Source organism: Vibrio chemaguriensis (assembly GCF_012275705.1).
GTDB lineage: Bacteria > Pseudomonadota > Gammaproteobacteria > Enterobacterales > Vibrionaceae > Vibrio > Vibrio diabolicus.
This window is the reverse complement of the sequence record NZ_SHOE01000028.1, coordinates 1-22,309: the sequence shown is the minus strand read 5'-3', so window position 1 is coordinate 22,309 and position 22,309 is coordinate 1. Positions and strand designations below refer to the sequence as shown.

General features: G+C 43.6%; 12 protein-coding genes. 5 read left to right on the top strand and 7 right to left on the bottom strand.

What is annotated here, in order from left to right:
• Nucleotides 1-8: 8 nt before the first annotated feature.
• Complete coding sequence (locus EX191_RS23190) at nucleotides 9-671, bottom strand: hypothetical protein (RefSeq protein WP_479688058.1); 663 nt, start codon at nucleotides 669-671, stop codon at nucleotides 9-11.
• 252 nt (nucleotides 672-923) lie between these two features.
• Here EX191_RS23190 and EX191_RS19825 point away from each other — a divergent pair, with 252 nt between their 5' ends.
• Both EX191_RS19825 and EX191_RS19820 read left to right on the top strand, forming a co-directional pair.
• The gene (locus tag EX191_RS19825; RefSeq protein ID WP_193448328.1) at nucleotides 924-1,901 is read left to right on the top strand and encodes a M23 family metallopeptidase; all 978 of its coding nucleotides are present in this window, start codon (nucleotides 924-926) and stop codon (nucleotides 1,899-1,901) included.
• Nucleotides 1,902-1,966: 65 nt separating this feature from the next.
• On the top strand, nucleotides 1,967-3,322 hold the full coding sequence (locus EX191_RS19820; protein WP_164665494.1) for a TolB-like translocation protein: 1,356 nt from the start codon (nucleotides 1,967-1,969) through the stop codon (nucleotides 3,320-3,322).
• 240 nt (nucleotides 3,323-3,562) lie between these two features.
• On the opposite strand, the gene EX191_RS19815 is transcribed toward EX191_RS19820, so the two are convergent.
• A complete protein-coding gene (locus EX191_RS19815) occupies nucleotides 3,563-4,492 on the bottom strand; it encodes a LysR family transcriptional regulator (RefSeq protein WP_006741107.1) in 930 nt (309 codons plus the stop codon).
• A 266-nt stretch (nucleotides 4,493-4,758) separates the two neighbouring features.
• Here EX191_RS19815 and EX191_RS19810 point away from each other — a divergent pair, with 266 nt between their 5' ends.
• A complete protein-coding gene (locus EX191_RS19810; protein WP_193448327.1) occupies nucleotides 4,759-6,600 on the top strand; it encodes a 2-oxoacid:acceptor oxidoreductase subunit alpha in 1,842 nt (613 codons plus the stop codon).
• The gene (locus tag EX191_RS19805) at nucleotides 6,590-7,588 is read left to right on the top strand and encodes a 2-oxoacid:ferredoxin oxidoreductase subunit beta (protein WP_104973529.1); all 999 of its coding nucleotides are present in this window, start codon (nucleotides 6,590-6,592) and stop codon (nucleotides 7,586-7,588) included. The genes EX191_RS19810 and EX191_RS19805 overlap by 11 nt, the downstream gene beginning before the upstream one ends.
• A gap of 183 nt (nucleotides 7,589-7,771) precedes the next feature.
• Here EX191_RS19805 and EX191_RS19800 read toward each other — a convergent pair whose 3' ends face one another.
• Together EX191_RS19800 and ampC are read right to left on the bottom strand one after the other, a co-directional pair.
• Nucleotides 7,772-8,416 carry a CatB-related O-acetyltransferase gene (locus tag EX191_RS19800; RefSeq protein WP_047008178.1) on the bottom strand — a complete coding sequence of 215 codons (645 nt, stop codon included), beginning with the start codon at nucleotides 8,414-8,416 and terminating at the stop codon, nucleotides 7,772-7,774.
• A 94-nt stretch (nucleotides 8,417-8,510) separates the two neighbouring features.
• Nucleotides 8,511-9,662, bottom strand: coding sequence for a class C beta-lactamase (gene ampC, locus EX191_RS19795; RefSeq protein ID WP_193448326.1), 1,152 nt, complete (start codon nucleotides 9,660-9,662; stop codon nucleotides 8,511-8,513).
• A gap of 359 nt (nucleotides 9,663-10,021) precedes the next feature.
• Here ampC and pdxR point away from each other — a divergent pair, with 359 nt between their 5' ends.
• A complete protein-coding gene (pdxR, locus tag EX191_RS19790) occupies nucleotides 10,022-11,425 on the top strand; it encodes a MocR-like pyridoxine biosynthesis transcription factor PdxR (RefSeq protein WP_193448325.1) in 1,404 nt (467 codons plus the stop codon).
• A 351-nt stretch (nucleotides 11,426-11,776) separates the two neighbouring features.
• Here the strand turns inward: pdxR and EX191_RS19785 are convergent, their stop codons facing one another.
• From EX191_RS19785 to EX191_RS19775, 3 genes are all read right to left on the bottom strand, one after another.
• The gene (locus EX191_RS19785) at nucleotides 11,777-20,491 is read right to left on the bottom strand and encodes a tandem-95 repeat protein (RefSeq protein ID WP_243238768.1); all 8,715 of its coding nucleotides are present in this window, start codon (nucleotides 20,489-20,491) and stop codon (nucleotides 11,777-11,779) included.
• 120 nt (nucleotides 20,492-20,611) lie between these two features.
• A complete protein-coding gene (locus tag EX191_RS19780; protein ID WP_193448324.1) occupies nucleotides 20,612-21,226 on the bottom strand; it encodes a phage tail protein in 615 nt (204 codons plus the stop codon).
• A gap of 146 nt (nucleotides 21,227-21,372) precedes the next feature.
• A complete protein-coding gene (locus tag EX191_RS19775) occupies nucleotides 21,373-21,792 on the bottom strand; it encodes a hypothetical protein (RefSeq protein ID WP_193448323.1) in 420 nt (139 codons plus the stop codon).
• Nucleotides 21,793-22,309 lie beyond the last annotated feature (517 nt).

Sequence of the window (22,309 nt, the reverse complement as noted above, 5' to 3'; positions counted from 1 at the left end):
TGTAGACGTTATCGCTGTTGCCGTATTTTTTTTATAAGATCGTAAGAGTAAGACGAGTATGCAGTTAATAAAGCGCCGTATTGATGCCCAGCACTAGCAAAACTGCTTTGCCCACCTTTGGTTATATCAATAGGTTTGGTCTCATTTACGTCAAACCCATACATGCTATTGATACTATCCAAAGCGGTTGAAAAGGCACTCTCATCTGTGGATCCTTGAGAAATTTTGTACTTTGCCAAGCCTGCTGCCAAGTTCGACAGCGGAGTAAGCATTAACTTTTGCTCACTCCCCTCTTTAAAGTTCACAACACCTTCAAATTTAAGTGTCTTCGCATTGCTCACTGATACCGTTTCATTCGTAAACGGGTCGGTATAACTCCCCTCTTTTGCAACAACAAAAAGAGGCATTGAAGACGATTCAAACTCTAGCAGATAGTTTCCGAACGCATCAGACGTCGTGTTAGCCAACTTCCGGCCTAAGTTTCCATTTTTGAATTCGAAAACCTCAATCTTTGCGCCATTTACAGGGGCGTCAAAAACCATACCGGAAATGCTTCCTTTGCTTCTAGCTGGAGGTGTGTTGTCTCCTCCATCACCACCACCACATACACTCAATAAAAGAGATGTAAGCGTAAGACCTAATGTTAATTTCAGCGTATTTTTAGCGAACATAGTAATTTGGCAAAATATATTTTGCCGAGATTATATTATTGTAAAATATTTTCTCAACGTGACAATAACACCACTTAAAAAGCCAAAAACACCAGACCAACCGTCACTTTTACTAAATTATCAAATTAAAATCATCACCTATAATTATTCACTTAGTTAAAACGGAGGAATTAGCCATACTTTAATGCTAGGTTTTATTTAAAATATTATACTCTACGCACAACTGTCAGCCTTGATAAAGCACCAAAACTAATGACTATTTTAATAATAAAAAGGAGTGTGCGAACTCCTACCGCAACCCTTCTCACCATTGCCTTACTCATTTTTATTAGCGTGTCGCTTTCTCACCACATCCTCACTCCCATGGATAGACTGCCTACCGTTAAGCCTTTGGAGTTCAAGAATGAGGGAGTTCAAGCACCTTTTGAGGGGGGGACTCTTAGACAAAAAATCACCATAGGTGTGGTTGAGTACTCGTTTGTCGCTTCATTGTTAAAATCAGGGATAAGTCAAAAAGAGATTAATTTGCTATTGGCCCTTATTAAAAGTAACTTTAATATTATTGATTCAGTTAAGAGAGATGACCATTTTATCTTAAGAACTAAGTTAAATAGTAGAAATGAAACCTATATTAGTTCTTTTTACTATTTAGGTAGTAAAACCGATTTATTTATTATCAATGATGGGCAAGGCAACATATTTGATGAGCATGGCGTGTCAATAAAAAATAAACTCCGATTTTCAGATCCCTTTGATAAAAGCTACAGAGTAAGCTCTGGCTATGACTTAAAACGAACACACCCAGTAACCAATATAACGACTCCACACTTAGGCACTGACTATGCAACACCAGTAGGTACACCGATTCGTAGTATTGCTGATGGCATCGTTTTAAAGTCTCGTTACAACCGTTTTGCGGGCAACTACATTAATATCCGCCACACAAATGGCTCTGTATCACGCTACCTACACTTATCTCAACGCCACGTCCACGTTGGCGAGAAGATCAGCAGAGGACAAGTGATAGGAAAAACGGGTAACACAGGAAGAACAACAGGGCCGCATTTACACCTTGAACTGCACATTAATGGTATTCCGGTTGATTACGAGCGATACATTCAAAAGCACCCAAACACTGACGTTAATATAGAAATGCTGATTGCAGCGAGAAAAGAAAAAGCAGAACTGATGAAGGAGTGGAATAACTATAGAGTATATAATAAACCATAAATTTTTAAATTTTAAAGTAAAATGCGTCGCAAATAAACATGATCGTTTACTACAGAGGAACTACGATGCGTCAATTATCAATATCCCTATTATTTTTTTCTGCTTTTCAATCCTATGCTTCTGATTTTAATATCGAGAACTCCTATATCAAAAATGAGGAAAAACTTTCTCCGTATATCATTAACTCTGATTCTAATATGAATCCGGCTGGTCACGGAGCCTACTACGTGAAACCTCATAGCATGTCAATTACTGATAGTGGAAAATACGTACTTTTTCACAACACATTACCTAAAATACCGCTTGCCGATGACAATATGGATGGTGGTTATTTCCTAAAAAATACTGAAACAAATCAAACAACTCGATTAGGGCGTCCATCAAGTCTAGATAATTATATAAAAATGATAAATCCCGCTATATCCTCAAGCGGGAGATATATTGGTTTTACATATACTGACAACTCGATAGATTACAGTGGAGTAATATGGGATAGATTAGAAGACAAATTACTTACTGCAAAATACCCTGACGAGATGGAAGGAAAATGCACAAATAAGCATACTCATTTTAACGTTTACCCTATAAATGAAAAATATTCATACTACGAATACCCTTGCTCTACTGGAAGTAGTTTAAAAAACCATACAGAAAAAGTAGTTGGAATAACTGACATACAGAATAAAGAATCTAGAGTAATAAATATCGACATAGATGGCAACTTGGGTAATATATGGTTATCTCCATCAAGAATCATTTCTAGTGATGGTCGTTATTTGACATACACTTCTACAGAGCAAATGGACATAAACAATGTCTATGATGGGCAAGATACTGAAGTTGCAATATATTTATATGATAGAATAAAAAGTAGTTCGGTAAAAATAAAGTCAACTAGGATAGACTTAAGCCATCAGCCTAGCACTTTTTACTCATCAATTAGCCCTGATGGAAAGTTCTTAATATATCCAGCTAGAAAACCAGCAAATACAGAAAATGATAAAGACTTTACCCAAAACATTTATCTATCAATTTATAACATAGATACTGGAATGTCTGAATATGTAAAAGGACCAAACAATAAACTTATTCATAGCATTTCTAGTCCTACTATATCAAATAATGCTGAAAGTATCGCTTTCTCATCAAAAAATAGAGAATATAACACTGCTGGTGGCTATGGACCTCAAGTGTATTATTATGACCGTGTTAATGAAAAAATAACTCAAGTAAGTATATCACAAATTACTGGTGAGAGTGCCACCTCTGCAGGTGATGCATTAGTATACGGTAATGGAAAAGGAATTTTATGGTCCACTTCATCTCGCTTAGTTGACCCAAGAGAATCTGGAACTAAGCACTTGTACACTCTAGGAAAACCTATGATCCCAGAGATATGTGAACCCTACCTAGGATTTTAGTTACGGCTTGGTCATTATCATCAAGTGATATTACCGATTTTATATTATGACTGTTTCAGCCAAGTCACTATTATATACATCGAGAATAAAAAGAGCCGCTATATGCGGCTCTTAATGATGCGAATCTTTGTTTACAGACCCATGAGTTAATATTTATGTGGGCACAACTGAATGTAGCAAACTTACTGGCACGTAACACGCTTAGACTTCAGAAAAAGCTATCGTCCTCCAGCAAGAGCTTTAATGGTTCAGCATCCAACTGCTGTTGATCGCCTCTCCCTGCTCATCAAGTTTATGAATAATATAGTCGATAAACACTTTTACTTTCGCGGGCACAAACTTACGACTTGGATAGTATATATAGACACCTTGACCATCGGTTCTTTGAGGTTCAGAAACCAACATCAGTTTACCTTGCTGTACTAAGTCTCGAGCAAGATATTGGGGCATCAGTGCAATCCCTGCTCCTAAACTCGCTAAAGAGGCCATCGCATAACCATTGTCTACTGTCACTTGATGTGTAGGACTAAATTCTACTAATTGCCCATCTAAAGGCATCGTCAAGGTAAGCAAGCGCCCCGATTGTTTATAGCGGTACATTATCCATTTGTGCTGATTAAGCGCTTCAACACTCTGAGGCCGACCAAACTTCTTTATGTACTCCGGACTGGCAAACATACCCATATCAATAGGACATAATCGCCTCGCAATCAGGTTGCTGTCATTTAGTCTCCCGCTTCGAATAGCAACGTCCATCCCACTCTCCAATATACTGGTGTATTCATCGGAAAAGCTAAGATCCAACTTCACTTCAGGGTAACGTTCGCAAAACTCTGGAATCAGCGGAGTTATATAGTTTTGCCCGAACGATAAAGGAAGGCTGACACGAAGTGTACCAAACGGAGATGCAATACTTTGATGAAGCTGCTCTTCACTACTTTTGAGCAAGTTGATCACTTCTCTTGCCGTCTCAAGGTAGTTAAACCCCGCTTCAGTGAGCTGGAGTTGACGTGTTGTACGGTGAACTAAACGAACACCCAAATCCTGTTCTAGGCGAGCAATCGCTTTACTAACAGTAGAAGGCGACTGCCCTAATTGATTCGCGACTGCTGTAAAGTTCCCTAAGTCCACAACAGATACAAACAACTTTATTAATGACAGCTTATCCATAACGCTCACAATTAATGAAAAATAATCACATCTAATATGACAGAAAAAGTATTTTTGTGTCATGCAAACTTTTCTAGTATTTCGGAAAAGCATACCTAGCTATGGATATTTCTACTGACCTCAGAGACGACAAATAAAGCCAACACCATTAACTCTACACTCAGAATGCTCGGGCTTACGGCATTTTCTCCAACCTTTAATTCCATTGCATCTCATTAAGTGCAATGAAACATACTGAACTTGCTCTAACACGGTAAGAGGTTTTAATGACAATAATTCAACTTAAACGCGAAGTGATCTGTTTTGCTGGCGATTCTGGAGATGGTATCCAATTACTTGGAGAACGCTTTTCAGACAACTCGTCGAAACAAGGAAACGATGTCATGACGTTACCTGATTATCCAGCTGAGATACGGGCTCCGGCAGGAACCACATCTGGAGTATCGGCTTTTCAGATGCAATTTGCCTCAACAGAGATTTATACTCCTGGCGACGATTTTTCAGTCTTAATCGCTCTGAATGCCGCTGCATTAAAAACCAAAATCTCACAACTCGTTGAAGGCGGTTTGGTGCTTATTGATCTCGATGGTTTTAATAAAAAAAACCTTGAGCTTGCTGGCTATGAATCGAACCCATTGAGCGATGGTAGCCTCGCAAATTACCGAGTGATTAGTGACAGTTTTACGCGTTTAACCTTCCAATCTCTTTCTGAGTTAAACATAGCGCCAAAAGTAGTGAAGCGAAGCAAAAACTTTTTTATGCTGGGTATCGTTTTATGGATTTACAGTCGTCCGCTAGAACAGACCATTGAATGGCTAAATAATAAATTCGCTGACAATCCGCAAGCGAGAGAGGCAAATACTTTAGCCATAAAGTCAGGATTTAATTATGCCGAAACAACCGAAATATTCAGTGACTGTTTTCAGGTTGCTCCCGTAGCAGATAAAACTGGCTTGTATCGTACTGTTTCAGGGAACGAAGCATTATCGCTTGGATTAATATGCGCAGCAGAAAAACTCCAACGCCAGCTATTTTTGGGCTCTTACCCCATAACACCCGCCTCAGATATTCTACACACACTATCAACCTATCAACACTTTGGGGTCACGACATTCCAAGCAGAAGATGAGATTGCAGCTGCTTGTTCAGCTTTAGGTGCATCTTATGCTGGCGGTTTAGGAGTCACATCAACGTCCGGCCCTGGATTATGTTTGAAAGCAGAGACCATTAACCTTGCCGTAATGGCGGAGTTGCCAATGGTTGTTATCAACGTACAACGTGGAGGCCCCTCAACTGGTCTACCGACTAAAACAGAGCAATCAGACTTGCTTTTGTCTTTGTATGGTAGAAATGGGGATTCGCCACTCCCAGTGTTGGCTCCTGCTTCTCCCGCAGACTGCTTTGACATGGCAATCGAGGCCTGTCGAATTGCTACTACATTTATGACGCCAGTGATCTTATTGAGTGACGGCTACTTAGCAAACGGCTCCGAATCTTGGCTCGTGCCCAACCCTGATGAGATTAAGCTCACTGCCGAGGCAACAAAAGCAAACATAAGCCCGTTTTATCCCTATGCCCGTGATGACGTGTATTACAGCAGAGAGTGGGTCACGCCTGGAACAAAAGAGAAAATGCACCGCATTGGAGGGTTGGAAAAGCAAGCGATTACAGGCAACCCTTCTCATGATCCTGAAAACCACCAGCGCATGACTGATGAAAGAGCAAAAAAAATAAATAACATCTGCCATTTCATCCCTAAACAAACGCTAACAGGCAGTACTCAAGACTCACTGCTAGTGCTAAGTTGGGGAGGCACGCAAGGTTCTGTGTCGACCGCAATTGAGCATCTGAGAAAGCAAGGCGCATCGGTTGCCCACGCCCATATTAAGTATCTAAACCCGTTTCCAATCAATTTGGAAGAGATCATTAGCCAATTCAAACATGTGCTTGTTTTTGAGTTGAATAACCAACAACTCGTCAAAGTGATTCGCTCACAATATGCCATTTCTGCACGCTCCGTAACCCAAGTTAAGGGGTTACCATTCAAAGTTCACGAGGTCATTGAGTCTATTAACCACCACCTGAAGGATATTAAAAATGACGACTAAGGTACTCAACCGCAAAGATTTCGCATCTGATGTTGAAGTCAAATGGTGTCGAGGCTGTGGTGATTTTAACGTATTAAAAACGATGCAATCCGTTCTAGCACGATTAGGTCGAACTAAAGAGAACACCGTATTCATCTCAGGGATTGGCTGCTCATCTCGTTTTCCTTATTATCTCGATACTTATGGATTTCATACGATTCACGGCCGTGCCCCTGCCATCGCTACTGGTGTAAAAGCGAGCAATCCAGAGTTAGATGTTTGGGTCGTAACCGGCGATGGTGACGCACTGAGTATTGGCGGAAATCACTTTATTCACGCGATTCGACGCAACCAAGACATTAAAATTTTGCTTTTTAATAATGCTGTCTATGGACTGACCAAAGGCCAATTTTCCCCGACAAGCGAACAGGGCTTCATTTCTAAGTCGAGTCCTGAAGGCTCTCCCGATCAAGCGCTTAAACCTTTGGCATTGGCAGCATCCGCAGGTGCTACGTTCATAGCACGAACATCAGACAATGATCCTGCACACATGACGATGGTGTTAGAGGCTGCCGCCGCGCATTCGGGCACTGCTGTGGTTGAAATCCTGCAAAACTGTGTCATTTTTAACGATAAAGTGCACGAACCTTACAACGGCCCAGCTAATAGAAGCGAACATCTACTTTATCTCTCAGATAATGAACCGTTATTGTTTGGTAAAACACACTCAAAAGCGTTGATCAATAGAGGGTTTGGTTTCGAGATTGTCGAATCAGAGGCCCCGAACCTTTTGCTCCACTCCAGTCAATGCGAGGAGTCATACTATGCTTATGCGCTTGCTAACTTGAGCTATCCAGACTTTCCCGTACCCGTGGGCGTTTTTCGTTCAGTGACTCGACCTACTTTTGATCAAGTCATTCGACATCAAAAACACCAAGCAACTCTAAAATATGGTCAAGGCGACTTAACCGAATTGCTCAAACAAAACAGTTATGAGCGTCTCTGCTAACAATTGAAAGAGCCAGCTATTGAGGTAACCTTCCCTGCAAAGATGAAACTAAAAGGTTTCCGATTCTAGTTGGCGACTTGCTGAATGATGAGTTGATAAGGAAGTGTGGTGGTTGCAGAGATCCATCACACTAAAAAGAGGCTCTATAATGAGCCTCTTCTGTTTTTTAAAATAGTGACATCGTCACTCTTCTGAATGGTTTCTATCGTATTCAGCGCTTGCCTTTTTCAGCCCTTCTAAATCGTCTGAACATAACAACCTCTTCAGGCTGTCGATTTTCTTATCAGGCCAATCATATATCCTAAGAGCGAGCAGTTCGTCTATCGTCTCTCGAGAAAAGCGATATTTGACATGCTTAGCTGGTGAGCCTGCAACCATGCTGTAAGGCTCAACATCTTTCGTCACCACACTGTTTGCCGCAACGATTGCTCCTTCTCCGATAGTCACACCCGGCATTATCATGGATCGCATACCGAGCCAGGCGCCATCGCCAATATGAGTATCTCCTTTCCCGACGTACGCTTCTTCAATAAAGTCCATAAATGGGTACAAGGAGAACCAATCAGCTCTATGTGTACTATTCCCCCCCATAACAATCACAACTTCCGCTGCAATACAGACAAAGTCACCTATATGTAACTTATCAATCTTCCATTTTGGTTCCCAATCTCGGCTGAACTCATCGCCTTGTAGATATCTTACAACGGACTCCTCAAAACCGGCGTCCCAACAATCACTGTAATAACTATGTTTACCTTTAATCGTTATATTGGGATTCGTAACAACTTCATGTAGCAAAGTCACCTTAGACCAATGCTTAGTTTTCATGAATACTCCTATAAATACTATCGAATAAAACAATGCAGATAGTATGTATCTAAATAAGCGCTAATAATTACATAGTGCCTATTACCACTAAATTTTACTTCACCACCGAGCTGATAATATTGTAAGCAGCCTCTACTCTTTCTGCATTAGGGTAGTTTTTATTCGCCAGAATCACTATGCCTATTTTTTCAGAGGGTACATACGCGACATATGCCCCAAAGCCACCTGTTGAGCCCGTTTTGTTATACCAAACGTCACGACCGAGAGTACCGGATTCACTTGCTTGAACCGGTTTAGCGTTGAGAATTACGTCGCTGGAGTTCCCCTTCAATAATTGCGAAAGTGAAACGGGGTAATCATAACCTTCCCACCCTACGGCTTGCGTAAACGTGTCGGTATCAAAATACTTAGTATGAGTTCGCTCTAGCGCATTTTCTATATCAGTATTAAGTTGCGCTTGACCCATATTTGCTTCGATATATTGAAGCATATCTAAGCTTGTTGATTTAATACCATAGGCTTGTGCGTCAAGAATACCTGGATTAACTCTAACGGGTTTTCCCTCAGAACTATAACCAAAAGCATAGTTGTTAAGCTTATCCTTTGGTACATCGACAAACGTATTGGTCATACCGAGCTCAGGCAGGATGACGGTTTCCATCATTTCCGTATAGTCTGACTTCATACTCAAGGCACCGATGTAGCCAAATAGACCAATACTAGGGTTTGAGTACTTCCTCTTAGTACCGGCTTCGTACTCCGGCTTCCACGTTTTGTAGTACTGCATCATTTCAGCGTCGTTCGTTACTTCGCTAGGGAATTGCAATGGTAGACCACCTGCAGTGTAGGTTGCGACATGAACTAGCTTGGTATTACCCAGGACACTATTTTCTAATTCTGGAATATAATCTTTGACCTTGTCATCCATGTTCAACTTACCTTTTTCTTGGGCGTACCCAGTCAAAGTAGCGGCAAAAGTTTTACTGATAGAGCCGAGTTCAAAAATAGTGTCGTTAGTGACTAAACTCCCCTTACTTTCGTCAGCGAAACCGTAATTGTAAAAATAACGCTTACCATCAATCGTTACTGCAACAGCCAACCCCGGAATGTCGTATTCGTTCATTAATCCTTTAGCACATTCATCAACTACGCTCTTTAATTGACTGCTAACTGTTGACTCCGTTTTCGCAAACGTGACGAAAGACGTGAGCGATAAAATAGCCACCAAGGCATTGTTTAATTTCATTGAACCCTCAATTTTTAATTTTCACTTATAATTAATTTCTAGTTTATTCCAAGGCTTTTAGCTTTTTATATAAAAGTAATCCTGACTTGAAGAACTCCAATCGTTAACCCCCGATGAATAACACTATGTCTTCAAAATTTTAGTGCGATATAAACAGGTTTAAACCTGATCACCGTTGATAGGTAGGCCGATTAGATACGAATGTGAGTAACATCCGTTTGCAAAATGGGGAAATAGTGTACTCAAATGCGCTTTTTCCATACCAAGATAACGGTATACTAGGCAGATATACTTGGTATATACAGATCCACATCCTCACAACGCTTTAGAACCACTTTTCAACGTCTACAGAGAAAACGATGCCATTTTCACTACACTTCGAAACTGGAAAAGTCACCAGCCAACAGCTTTATTCCGAGATATACCAAGGGATATTAGAAGGCAGATTACGCTCAAATGAGAGATTACCGTCGACTCGCATGTTGTCTAAAAAGTTAGGCATAGCAAGAAACACTGTCATTTCGGTGTATGAGCGACTTCAGTTCGAGGGGTGGATAGTAAAAAAGGCAGGGTCTGGCACGTACGTAAGTAATGTTCTAGAACAAACGGTGAATCAAGATAAGAGACCAATAAAACACTACCAACTAGGGGTGTTTGGCACTAACGCAGCGAAAAAGCCAGAGATCATCGCACCAAAGAATCTAGACTATGACTTCACTTTAGGCGTTCCTGATCATCAGAGAATAGCAAAGCATATTTGGCGACACTCAAGACTGAGTAGGCTCAATGCATTAACTCCAGAGTTTGCACATGGTGGTGATTTGCAAGGGTTAGCTTGTTTACGAGAGTCTATCTGCGAGTATGTAAGACATTCGAGAGGCGTAATCTGTGATCCTGAAGACATCATCATTACGCAAGGGTGCCAGCAGGCAATAATGACGACTCTCCTTACATTACTCTCTCCGGGGGACCTCGTGTCGACAGAAGATCCAGGATATCCTGTTTTTCGAAATCAAGCTCGATTGCTTGGCGCGCAAATAGGCACCGTGCCGATGGACGACCAAGGCGTTGTCGTTGAATCAATCCCTTCTAATACCAAAATTATTTATACAACGCCTAGTCATCAGTTCCCTTTAGGCTTTAGCTACTCCGTCGAAAGAAAGTTAGAACTGTTGAGGTGGGCAGAAGTTAATAACGCAATCATTATCGAAGATGATTATGATGCGGAATATCACTATCTCAATACCAGTAAGCAAGCTCTCAAATCACAAGACAAAAATGACTGCGTCATTATGATAGGCAGTTTCTCTAAAATACTATTTCCCGGCTTACGCATTGGCTATATGATTCCGCCAAAATCTTTAATAGATCCAATTTCAAATATGTTATGGCACTTGGGACGAAGTACATCTGTGGTGTCTCAAATCCTACTTGACGAATTCATGCGTGACGGTCATTTCTCTCACCATTTACTCAATATGAATAAAATCTACAGCGAAAGGTATCATAAGCTCACTCAATTAATTGACAACGTAGATTGCTTACAACGTATTCAGAGCCAAGGTGGATTGCATATAGCAGCTGAAGTATCGGGGTGCGCGACACAAATGGTGAATAAGCTTGCTTCATCCAATGTAGCGGTTTATCCATCATCGCATTTTTCTATCAACAATCATTCTAATGCCCTCTTATTTGGGTTTGGCATTATCCCTACCCCAAAAATAGAAAAAGCATTTGATATTATTCAATCAGTATTGGATTAAAGCAGATATAAAATTGCCTCTTCAAAAATGTCATAAACCTAAAAAGCAATAAACTTATGAAGAGGCAATATCAAACTATCGTCTTGATAGGTATCAATTTATCGTCGTGTTATCACCGGCAGAGTCATGGCAACTTCGAGCTTGGAACGCTTTTCAACCAAATAAGAGTTCACTACGAATTGTGTCGCTCTAACCCGCTTGTTTTGCGTCAGCCCCAAAACTATATTTCTTCGACTGTAAACGTACTAGGTTCAAAGTAAAGCGACGTATCACGCATTAATCTCCAGTAATTTACCATACCGCTTCATGACCGCTTAGGATATAAATTATCGAAAAATACCAAACCATAAGTTAATACGCTGCTAACGGCTCAAAAAAATAACGAAGTTGTAGCGCAATTATATCAACATCATTTTCATGTAAGAAATAACGAGCGCCTTGGACACCGATCTCCCAATTATCTGAGAGGTTGTAGCCAACTTCTGCACCAATATATCCATCAAAACCATCCACTTCCGTCGTTATCTTGCTGCCTTGATACGTACTTTCAATATCGGTATCCCAGAACAAGCCCCCCAAACTCAGTTTTGCGGACCATGAATTGTATTGCCAGAACTTATAACCGATGTCGAAGCCTATGCCCTTAACAAGGAGTGGTGCTATAGATGCGACACTAACGTGATAGTCTTCTGGTGAAGTAGTAGCACTACGCAATGTTGCACTACCTTCACCCATATCAATATAACGGATAGTTCCTGACCATTGCTCAGAAAAAGCATATCCAAACCCAATAGAACGGTAGAGCCCGGTGTTGTCAGTAGAGATTACGTTATCACCTTTAACAGCATCACGCTCATCTGCATGGCTTGATCCCATTTGAACATCAACATACCAACCAGCTTGACTACTAAAACTAAACACAGTAAGTAGTGCTAGAGCACTGTTTCTTCCATAACGTTTCATGGCTCCTAACAAAATCAAAAGCATCAACATCATGCCACCCAATGATCCTGCTGAAGTATTTTCAACCTTTACATCTCTTACCAACTTAACTGTCACTATAACTTTCCCTGTGTCTTGCAGGCCTTGGCTATCTTGAATGATATATGTCAACACATCATTGCCTTCAAACCCTGAGGTAGGGGTATAGGTCACGCTCTGATCTGCATTCATGACCGCCTGCCCATACTGCGCTTGGACTGAAACCAACTTCAATGTGTCGTTATCCGGATCGGTATCGTTAGCAAGGACATAAACCGTGACAGGGGTACGATCATCGGTGGTAATATTATCGTCCACCGCATTCGGATTCTGACTGTTTACCACATTCACCGTCACCTTCGCCGATCCCGTTCCACCATTACCATCCGTTACGCTATAAGTGATCAAAGCCTCCCCATAGTACTGTGGTTGAGTGACATAACTTAGTTTGTTATCAACCACACTAACACTACCAATATCTACAGAAGCGCGACTTACCTTCAGCCCATCACCATCAGCATCGGTATCATTGCTCAATACATCGAGCGTCACCGTACCATTGAGACTAACAAACGCATTGTCGTCAATCGCTTGAGGAAGTGCATTATTGTTTACACGAGCGGCAACGACGCCAGGGTCAACGACACTGCCATTAGCCAATCCATCATCATCGTTCGGACCACCGTCTTCAATGGTAAGTTGTACACACCAGTCACCTTCAGTCAGACCCTGTGACCATGAACTGTGCCCTGGTGGCGGACAATAACCAGCCTCGCCAGCACTAGAAGAAACTGTGTTTTGAGCATCCTCAATAAAGTCTATCCACCCCTGTTCAGCGTTATACTTTCGGTACACTGCATTTGCTGGAACAGGTAAACGCTGAGGCAAAACTAATTGATAGCTTTGGCCGGGCAGCGGCAAATTAGTTACTACAAAATCAAAGATTCCACCTATGCTCTTCATGTTGATATCTTTAGGAAGCTCCTCATCTAGCAATAAAGCTCCTCCTGTTGTGTTAGTCAGAATGGTTATTCCTTTGCGTAAACAGACACCTGGCTGCCCCTCAATGAGGAAGCGATCTTTTTCTGACACAACCTGTTGAATTACGTTACAGTCAGAAATTGCGTCAAGATAGTCAGGAATGCCATCACCATCACTATCATTATGACCTTCTTGATCATCCGGGATTAAGTCGCCATCACTATCTTCACTTCCGAGCTCCGCCAATGTTTGTACCACTTCTAAATAGACATTCCGTGTCACTGATAATGGTGGAGTGCCATTGTCAGTAACTGTCAATTGCAAATTGTAAATCGCTGAACTCAGTAATTGCGGAGAGAAAGTCAATGTTTCGCTGTACATCTGCCCCGCAATCGCTTGGTTAAGTACATCGCTATCACTACTCCATCTGAAACTGTGTATATCTGACATATTTGCATCATTAACACTGCTTGTGATTGTGACCGGTTCAACACCATTTTCAATTTGGCTCCGCTGCTCCCCCGCCTGAGATACACTTACCGAGACCTTCGGAGCCACATTCTCTTCAAAGATTGTCAAGGTGTAACGACGCTTACTACCTAGATTAAGGGTGCTGTCCAAATCAATCACTAAGGTTTCAACGCCTTCACTTTGTCCATCATTAAGTAGTTCGAACGAAAGTTTGCCTTCGGTACCACTAGTTATCACCACTTCGCCAGAGGTGAGTGTGTGGTCATCACTGTCTGTGCTTCCTGAAACCGTGTAAGGTACGACTACTGGGTAACTCGGCGAAGGGCCGTTAAGGTGTATCGTTACGCTATGGTTGGTGCCTTCCGTGGTTTGCGCATCTTTGGAGATACTTATCAGTGGATACACTGTTACCGTTTGACTAGCCTCAGCGACGTTTCCATCAGAGTCTTGAGTACGCCAATAGACCGTATTAGTTCCAGGTCGGAAGAAGGTCGTGCTGTCGACCAATGAAACAGGTAATAGCTTGCCTGTACTATCTCGGGCCACGGCAGAGCCTAATGCAACTTTAGTAAAGAGCGAACTTGCGTTCACTTCGATATCTGAAGGTGCGGTTATTGTTGGTGCGTCCAATTTCGCACTTTTAATTGTCACGATTGCTTTCGCGGTGGCCTTTCCTCCATTACCATCTTTCACACTGTATTGCACTGTCACTGTACCAATTGAGGTCGTTGCCAATTGGATTTGACTGCCCACAATCGTTGCCGTTCCAGATGTAGGTTTAACCCATTCCAGTTGTAATGTGTCTAGATCAATATCGCTGTCGTTGCTGAGTACATCCAATAAGTAGCTACCATCGTTACTCCCGGTAAAGACATAGGTATCATTAACTGCCATTGGTTCATCATTGACGTTGATTACCGTGATGCTAAACGCTGCTAGAGAGGCGCTTAGCTCACCGTCAGAGACACTAATAACAATATTATTGGTACTGCCAACATGCTCATTTTCCGGCGTACCACTTAGCAACCCAGTTGCTCTATCAAAGGTTGCCCATGATGGTTTATTGCGGATTGAAAAGCTCAAGCTACTACTATCAACATCCGATGCCTGCAGCGCGAAGCGATACGTACTGCCTTCGTCGACCGTAAGAGCAGGAGTGCCACCGATCACTGGCGCGTCATTGACATTGTTAACAACAATACTGAATCTATTGAGCATTGTGGTCGTGAGACCATCAGAAACCGAGATAACAATGCCCTGATATTTGCCAACATCACCATTATCTGGTGTACCACTAAGCGTGCCTGTTGATGCATCAAAGCTAGCCCAAGATGGCTTGTTCACGATACTGAAGGTGAAGGCTTGGCTGTCAACATCTGACACTTGTGGCGTGAACAGATAGGTGCTGTCTTCATTCACTTGTGTTGCTGGTGAGCCAGATATAACGGGTGCATCATTCACGTTATTCACAGTAATCGAAAACGCTGACAATGAGGAAGAAATTTTGCCGTCGGATACGCTAATCACGATATCTGAATAAGTCCCCACATCACTGTTACTTGGCGTGCCAGAAAGTGCTCCTGTTGTCTTGTCAAATTTAGCCCAAGGTGGCTTGTTAGCTATCAAGTAGGTCAGAGTATCCGCTGGGTCATCGTCCAATGCCGCGGGCACAAACTGATACACACTATCTTCATCAACTTGCGTCGATGGGGTACCCGTAATCACTGGCGAGTCATTAACGTTATTCACCGTGATGGTCACTAACGCCACTCCAGAGGTAAGTTCTCCGTCACTTACGCTGTAAGTGAAACTGTCCTGACCAAAGAAGTTACTGTTACCCGTATAAACCGCGTGATTGCCTGTGACGGTAACATTACCGTTGACTGGTGATGTTACAATTTGATAGCTCAAAGATGAGCCTTCTGCATCGTTACCATTTAAAGTAATGGTCAGCGGTATCTCTTCCTCTCCCGTAGCACTGATATCGGTCTCGGTTGGTGTATCGTTGACTGGATTAACCGTCAAATCGACACGAACCTCTGTCGAGTCTAGATCACCGTCGTTGACCTTGAACAAGAAGAAGTCGGAGCCATTGAAGTTCGCTTCTGGTGTATAGCGCCAACCATTATTGGTCAACTGCTCTAGCACGCCATTACTGACTTGCTCAGTGATAAGATACTGCAGAGTGTCATCATCGTTATCAATATCTGAACCAACCAGCGTGATCACCAAACTATTGTCTTCATCAAGCGTTTGTGACTGTGCTTGCGCCATTGGTGCGTCGTTGACTGGTGTTACCGTCATGGTCACTGTTGCGACGTTAGATACAGCACCTGCTAAGTCTGCCACCGTATAGCTGAAGCTGTCTTCACCGAAGTAGTTCTCATTGGGGTTGTAAACAATCGCTCCTGACGCCGTCACGTTCACACTGCCATATGCTGGCGTATCGACGACTGTGACACTAGTGAGTTCAAAACTGTCTCCAACATCGGCATCACTATCATTGCCTAATACGTTGACCTCGAAGGAGCCTCCCTCTAGTAGTTGTGCACTGTTATCAACAGCAACGGGGGCATCATTCACTGGCGTAATATTGAGCGTGACGGTTGCTGGCACGGAGACTGCTTGACCACTATCGGTTAACGTGTAGGTAAAGCTATGTTGACCATTAACGTTCGCTGTTGGCACAATCTTTAAGGTCCCATCGGTATTGACACTGACCGTGGCAAAACTGTATCCCCCCTCTCCTTGACCAAGATCTTGTAGGGTAATACTACTCGCGGTGAATGACCCATCTTCGATATCACTGTCGTTACTTAAAACATCGAGTGTCGATATGACATCTTCATCAAAGGTAAAACTGTCTGCCTCCGCCACTGGTGAGTCATTGACGGAACCGATATTGACGCTGACCGTGGCCGCAAGAGAAACGCCGCCTTCACTGTCTGCGATCGTGTAAGTAAAACTGTCGCTACCATTTTCATTCGCATTCGGCGTATATACAAAAGTGCCTACAGCTTGATCAATGGCGACTTGTCCTTTTTGAGGCAAACTAACTAACGCTAAATCACCCGTTGGGATGCCATCTTCAACATCCTTCGCTTGACTGCGCGCGGTGACTGCTGCGCTTGCGGTATCTTCGTCAGTGTTAATGGTCAGCGCTTTCGCGACTGGCGCATCATTTATAGCCTTGATAGTGACGGTTACTGTCGCGTCTTGTGACTCCTGTAACAGGGCATCTTTCACGGTATAGGTAAAGCTATCCGTGCCTGTCTCATTACTATTTGGCGTATAGGTAACAACGCCGTTGCTGATCGACACCTGACCTTTAATTGGTTGCGTTTTAATCGTTGCAGAAGAAGCGACCATGTCATCATTGATATCGGAATCGTTGGCTAACAGATCAAATTGTTTCGCCGTATCTTCCTCAGTCGAGAAGCTATCATCAAATGCCGTTGGCGCGACATCGTAGCGTTTAGTCACCGTATCCGTCACTGCATCAGATGCATTGCCTGCGGCATCGGTTACCACCACGCTTACTGTCAGCGTCCCCTCTTGCAAACCAGTGACGTCAATGCCCGTTACTTGCATGGTCTCCGAGGAGATTGTTTGACTAGCGCCGTCAATGGTCGTGGTACCGTCGGTCACGCGATAAGTGAACATCGCGTTCACTTCAGCTGCTGCGAAGGTAAAGCTCATCGCCTGTTCGTTGGTTTTGTTAATGCTCTCCTGATCAATGCTGATGCTATGTCCAGTCGGGATCCCCGTATCCACTGAGATCAACAACTGAGTCGCTGCAGTATTGAGGTTGCCAGCTGCATCGCTAAATTGCTCTGCTGCAACATTAATAGTTGCATCCTCAGTGCTTTCTTCTGCAGGTGTAAAGGTAGCCGTGTAACTGGCTCCACTGCCCGCAAAGTTAGAAAGAGTTCCGCCAGCAACGGTCACATCGGCTTCGGCAAAATCAGTTGCGGCTTCACTCAAGGTAAACGTGAGTTTTGCCGTTTCACCCGCTTTCAGCGCAGCGCTGGAGCTAGTGATACTGACGGTTGGAAGCATAGTATCGACGCTGATGGAAAGTGGTGTTGCTGCACTATTGCTGTTACCAGAGGCATCGGTAAATGTGCCGGTGGCAACATCAATGGTGCCGCTCGCCACACTCTCTTCCGTTGGTGTAAAGGTCGCCGTGTAACTGCTACCACTGCCTGCAAAGTTGGACAAACTGCCGCCAGTGACGGTGACATCTGACTCAGCAAAGTCACTTGATGACTCACTTAAGGTGAACGTGATACTCGCCGTTTCGCCAGAGATCAAATCGAGGTCTGAGCTGCTCAAAGAAACAGTTGGCTGCACGTTATCTAACGTAAATGTTTTGCTAGCTGCACTGGAGGTGTTGCCTGCAGCATCGCTCTGGCTAGCCGCGACCGTCAGGGTGCCGTTGTTAAACGCACTTACATCAAGCTCACTGCCGCTCAACGTCCAGTTCCCTGAGTTGTCGGCCGTCACCGTACGACTGGCATAATTGCTGTAGTCCGTGATGGTCACGTTCACGCTATTGCCTGCTTCCGCGCCGGAGCCAGCAATCAGCACGTCGTTATCTTCTGCCGCATTGACGATGCCATCAGTTTCAATCGGCGTGGTGATGGTCACAGCTGATGGTGCGGCGTTATCCAGGGTAATGCTCTGGGTGGCGGCGGTGGAAGTATTACCTGCTATATCTGCTTGGGTTGCAGACACCGTCAGGGTGCCATTGTTAAACGCACTTACATCAAGCTCGCTGCCGCTCAACGTCCAGTTGCCTGAGTTGTCGGCCGTCACCGTACGACTGACAAAGCTGTTATTGTCCGTGATGGTCACGGTCACGCTGTTGCCTGCTTCCGCGCCGGAGCCAGCAATCAACACATCGTTATCTTCCACTGCATTGACAATACCATCGGTTTCAATCGGCGTGGTGATGGTCACTGCTGATGGGCCAGCATTGTCCAGGGTAATGCTCTGTGTGGCTGCGGTGGAGATATTACCTGCTATATCAGCTTGGGTTGCAGACACAGTCAGGGTACCATTGTTCAGGCCACTGATATCCAGCTCGCTGCCGCTCAACGTCCAGTTGCCTGAGTTGTCGGCCGTCACCGTACGACTGACAGAGCTGTTATTGTCTGTGATAGTCACGGTCACACTGTTACCTGCTTCCGCGCCGGAGCCAGCGATCAGCACATCGTTGTCTTCTGCAGCGTTGACGATACTATCAGCCTCAATCGGCGTGGTAATGCTCACTACGGATGGTGCTACTGTATCAATGGTGACACTTAACGCGTTGGATGCCGAGCTAACATTATCATCGCTATCAGACGCTTTAGCACTTATTGCATGTGTAATACCAGACGCCAACTCATTGGTTGTTATCTTCCAGTTTCCTCCAGTAGCAGTGCCTGTGCCAATAACCGTTGCACCTCCACCGACTTGATCACTGTATAAAGTAACGATCGATCCACTCTCAGAAATCCCACTAAACGTTGGAGTAGTGTCACTGGTAATATTATCAGTATTTAATGATCCGGTATCCGAGCTAGCATCTAAATCGGGTGTAGATGGCGCATTTGGCGTGGTATCGACTGTAGTAAAGTTAAATGTGGCATCATCGCTGATCCCAGCAAAGCTATTATTTGCGGTGTCAGCCACGGCACTAGATTCAATATGAATGGCGTAAGTCCGGTTTCCTATCAGATCACTGGTTGGGTTTAAATAAACTTTATCGTTGGTAACACTGATACGGCCAGCGCCTGGTGAAGTTGTTGTGCCATCACTTTCGGTGGCAACATTAAATACTTCAAAATCGCGGCTGTCTGTAATATTACGAATGGTAATATTGCCGCTCTTCAGCTCAATATTCTCATCAAAGGCAATCTCGATGTTGTTGCTAACAGAAACATTGGTTGCATCATCAGTGGGGGTTGAGCTCGCACTGACAAAAGTAGGCGCGGTTGAGTCTGAAACCGCAGCGTCATCAATCTTGATACTTTTGATAAGATAACGAGAGTCAGCACCCGGACTTCGGGTAAACGCCATAGTCACTGTATCAACGTCCTGCCATGCAGAATCAGTAAAGTCTGTACCACGGGTCAGGGTAAACAAATCCTGTAACCCTGAGTTTGCTTCACCACCTTTTGGCAAGGTGACAGTTTCGGTCACTGTTTGAGTATTATTAGAGAAGCCAGTTAACACAAGTTGATACGTTTTATCTGAGTCTCGGGCCGACCCCTGCATAAAGGTAATTTCGTCGAAACTGAAGTTAGTACTTGATCTCTCAAAAAAGCGGAAGCCACGATTGTTGAACTCATTAATCATGGTATTTGAGAAAAAAACACCAGCTACAAACCCGAGGTCATTTAGGCCAGTAAACGGAGTGCTATCAGTGCTATTGCCGGCATCTAATACCATAGACACAGCACCTGCATTGGTAAGAGTGACCGAGGGCATACCCCCAGTGACGCCTGTCTCCACCTCACTAAAATTGGAACCTGAACCATTAGAGTAGTTAATCGTTTGCTGTGCGGCCCAGGCTTCACCGGAAAAAAACGCTGAGGACACCCATGCTGTTGTAATTGCGATCGCTACCTGACGACGTAATCTCATTTTCCTCTCCTGAAGATGACGGCCTTATCAACATAGCCGGGTTATCATAATCAACTTAAATGTTTAATTTTTTTATAGGAAAGGATTAGCGAAAGTTTCAGCCAATTCTTTCTTGGTTGATTAGCTGCGTGGTGGGTATACTCCCGCAGTGGCAATTAACCAATTAAGCGGCAATACCGGGCTCAAAATATTAAGTGGCGCTGAACCGCCTGTTTCAGTCACAGTTACAGTACCTCCTTCCGAGCCACCACCAGACACACTTAAGCCTTCGATGTCAGTCAAATCTGGTTGCTGAAACGTCGGTTTATAGAACCCAGGGGTAGAGTTTTGCGCTATATACGAATTACTATCGGGTACCTGTGTATTTGCAGCATTGGTAGCAACCTGCATCCTGCCTGTTACAGGTGCAGCAGTGCCAAGAGGGGTAAAAATTGCCGTATGTAAGTGTGCTGGCATTTGGGTTATATCAATAGTTACCAGTTCAGTACCCAATCTTTCTCCCTGATGATAATCCATCCCCCCAGGTCGTGTGCCTACACCAACTGGACTGCGGCCACGCAAATCAGATAAACCAAAGGTAGTTCGGGCGTCACCTCCGTATAGAGTGCTAACTAGAGAGAAGAGTGTTGGATTATCTTCAATTGCCTGCATTTGCCCCGAGCACATTGCCCAATTTCTAATTGCAAAATTGCCGCCAAATGCGGTTAGTGTCCCAAGATACGGTTCTGTAGCCATACTGTTCTTCCTTTTAACGTATACACTTAAGTTAAAACCAACCCATAACGTAATTGGTGTGGTTGGTTAAAACTTTCCAATCTCGCATTACTAAATACCGTTACGGGCTTCATTAATGCCGCAAAGAGCCGTATTGATATATTTCTTTACTCGCAGGCTGAAGCGTGCTGAAGCAATGACATCCCAGCGTCCAGCCCAGATGTGGAAATGTACTGTCGGGTCAGTTCCTCTTGAGTGAGTTTAGCCAGAGAAAGAGATTGGCAAGCGTTGCCATACATGCTCTGAAAGGCTTGCACCAGTGTTCGGTGCTCAACTTTCGTCTCCTTCAATACGAGCTCAACTGCCGCAGCGAAACTCTCTTTCAGTTGCCGTTGGCGTTCAGCCGTGCTGAGTTGGTTTTGGAGCATAGCCTCAAGTTGAGTCCGTAATGAGTACTTAAGCAGCTCATCCATTTCGGGTTCAGCAAAACCAAACTGTTGAGTTTGTTGCTGCACTTCTTCAATACCGACCGTCTCACGAGATTGAGGACGTTGCTGGTAGAATTCTATAGGTGAGCCCTTTTGCATAATTTATGAACCTCAATTGCCGCTGTAGCAGTTGTTAATGATGTAAACAAGCCTGTACTTGAGAAAAACATACGCCATAAGCTCGGCGTTATAATATCTGAGCTCACGGATCTAATTTCATAAACCGTACTGACAAAATTGGGCAGAAAAATTGAGATAAAAACAGTTCCAATTCTGGAAATTCAGAGAGTAGTAAATAGTTAGGGTAATAGGCCTTTCGATAGGATTCTTCTAAAGCAAGTGCTTGCCAATCCCCTCGATAACAAGATCGTTTGACATGTGTCAGCCACGCAGTCTCCTTGATAGAGGTAAGCGCGGCATTCAAGTGTGGTGTAATATGAAATCCTTTTAACAGGCAGAAAAAGCCAATATCCATTGTATAAAGCCAACTATTTATAATATTGAAATTGAAATTATTTTTATCGGCAGTTATTTAGAAAGAGCCGATGTCTGTCTCTTATACACATCTCAAAAAAACACCACCCCCCCCCCCCCCCCCCCCCCCTCCCCCCCCCCC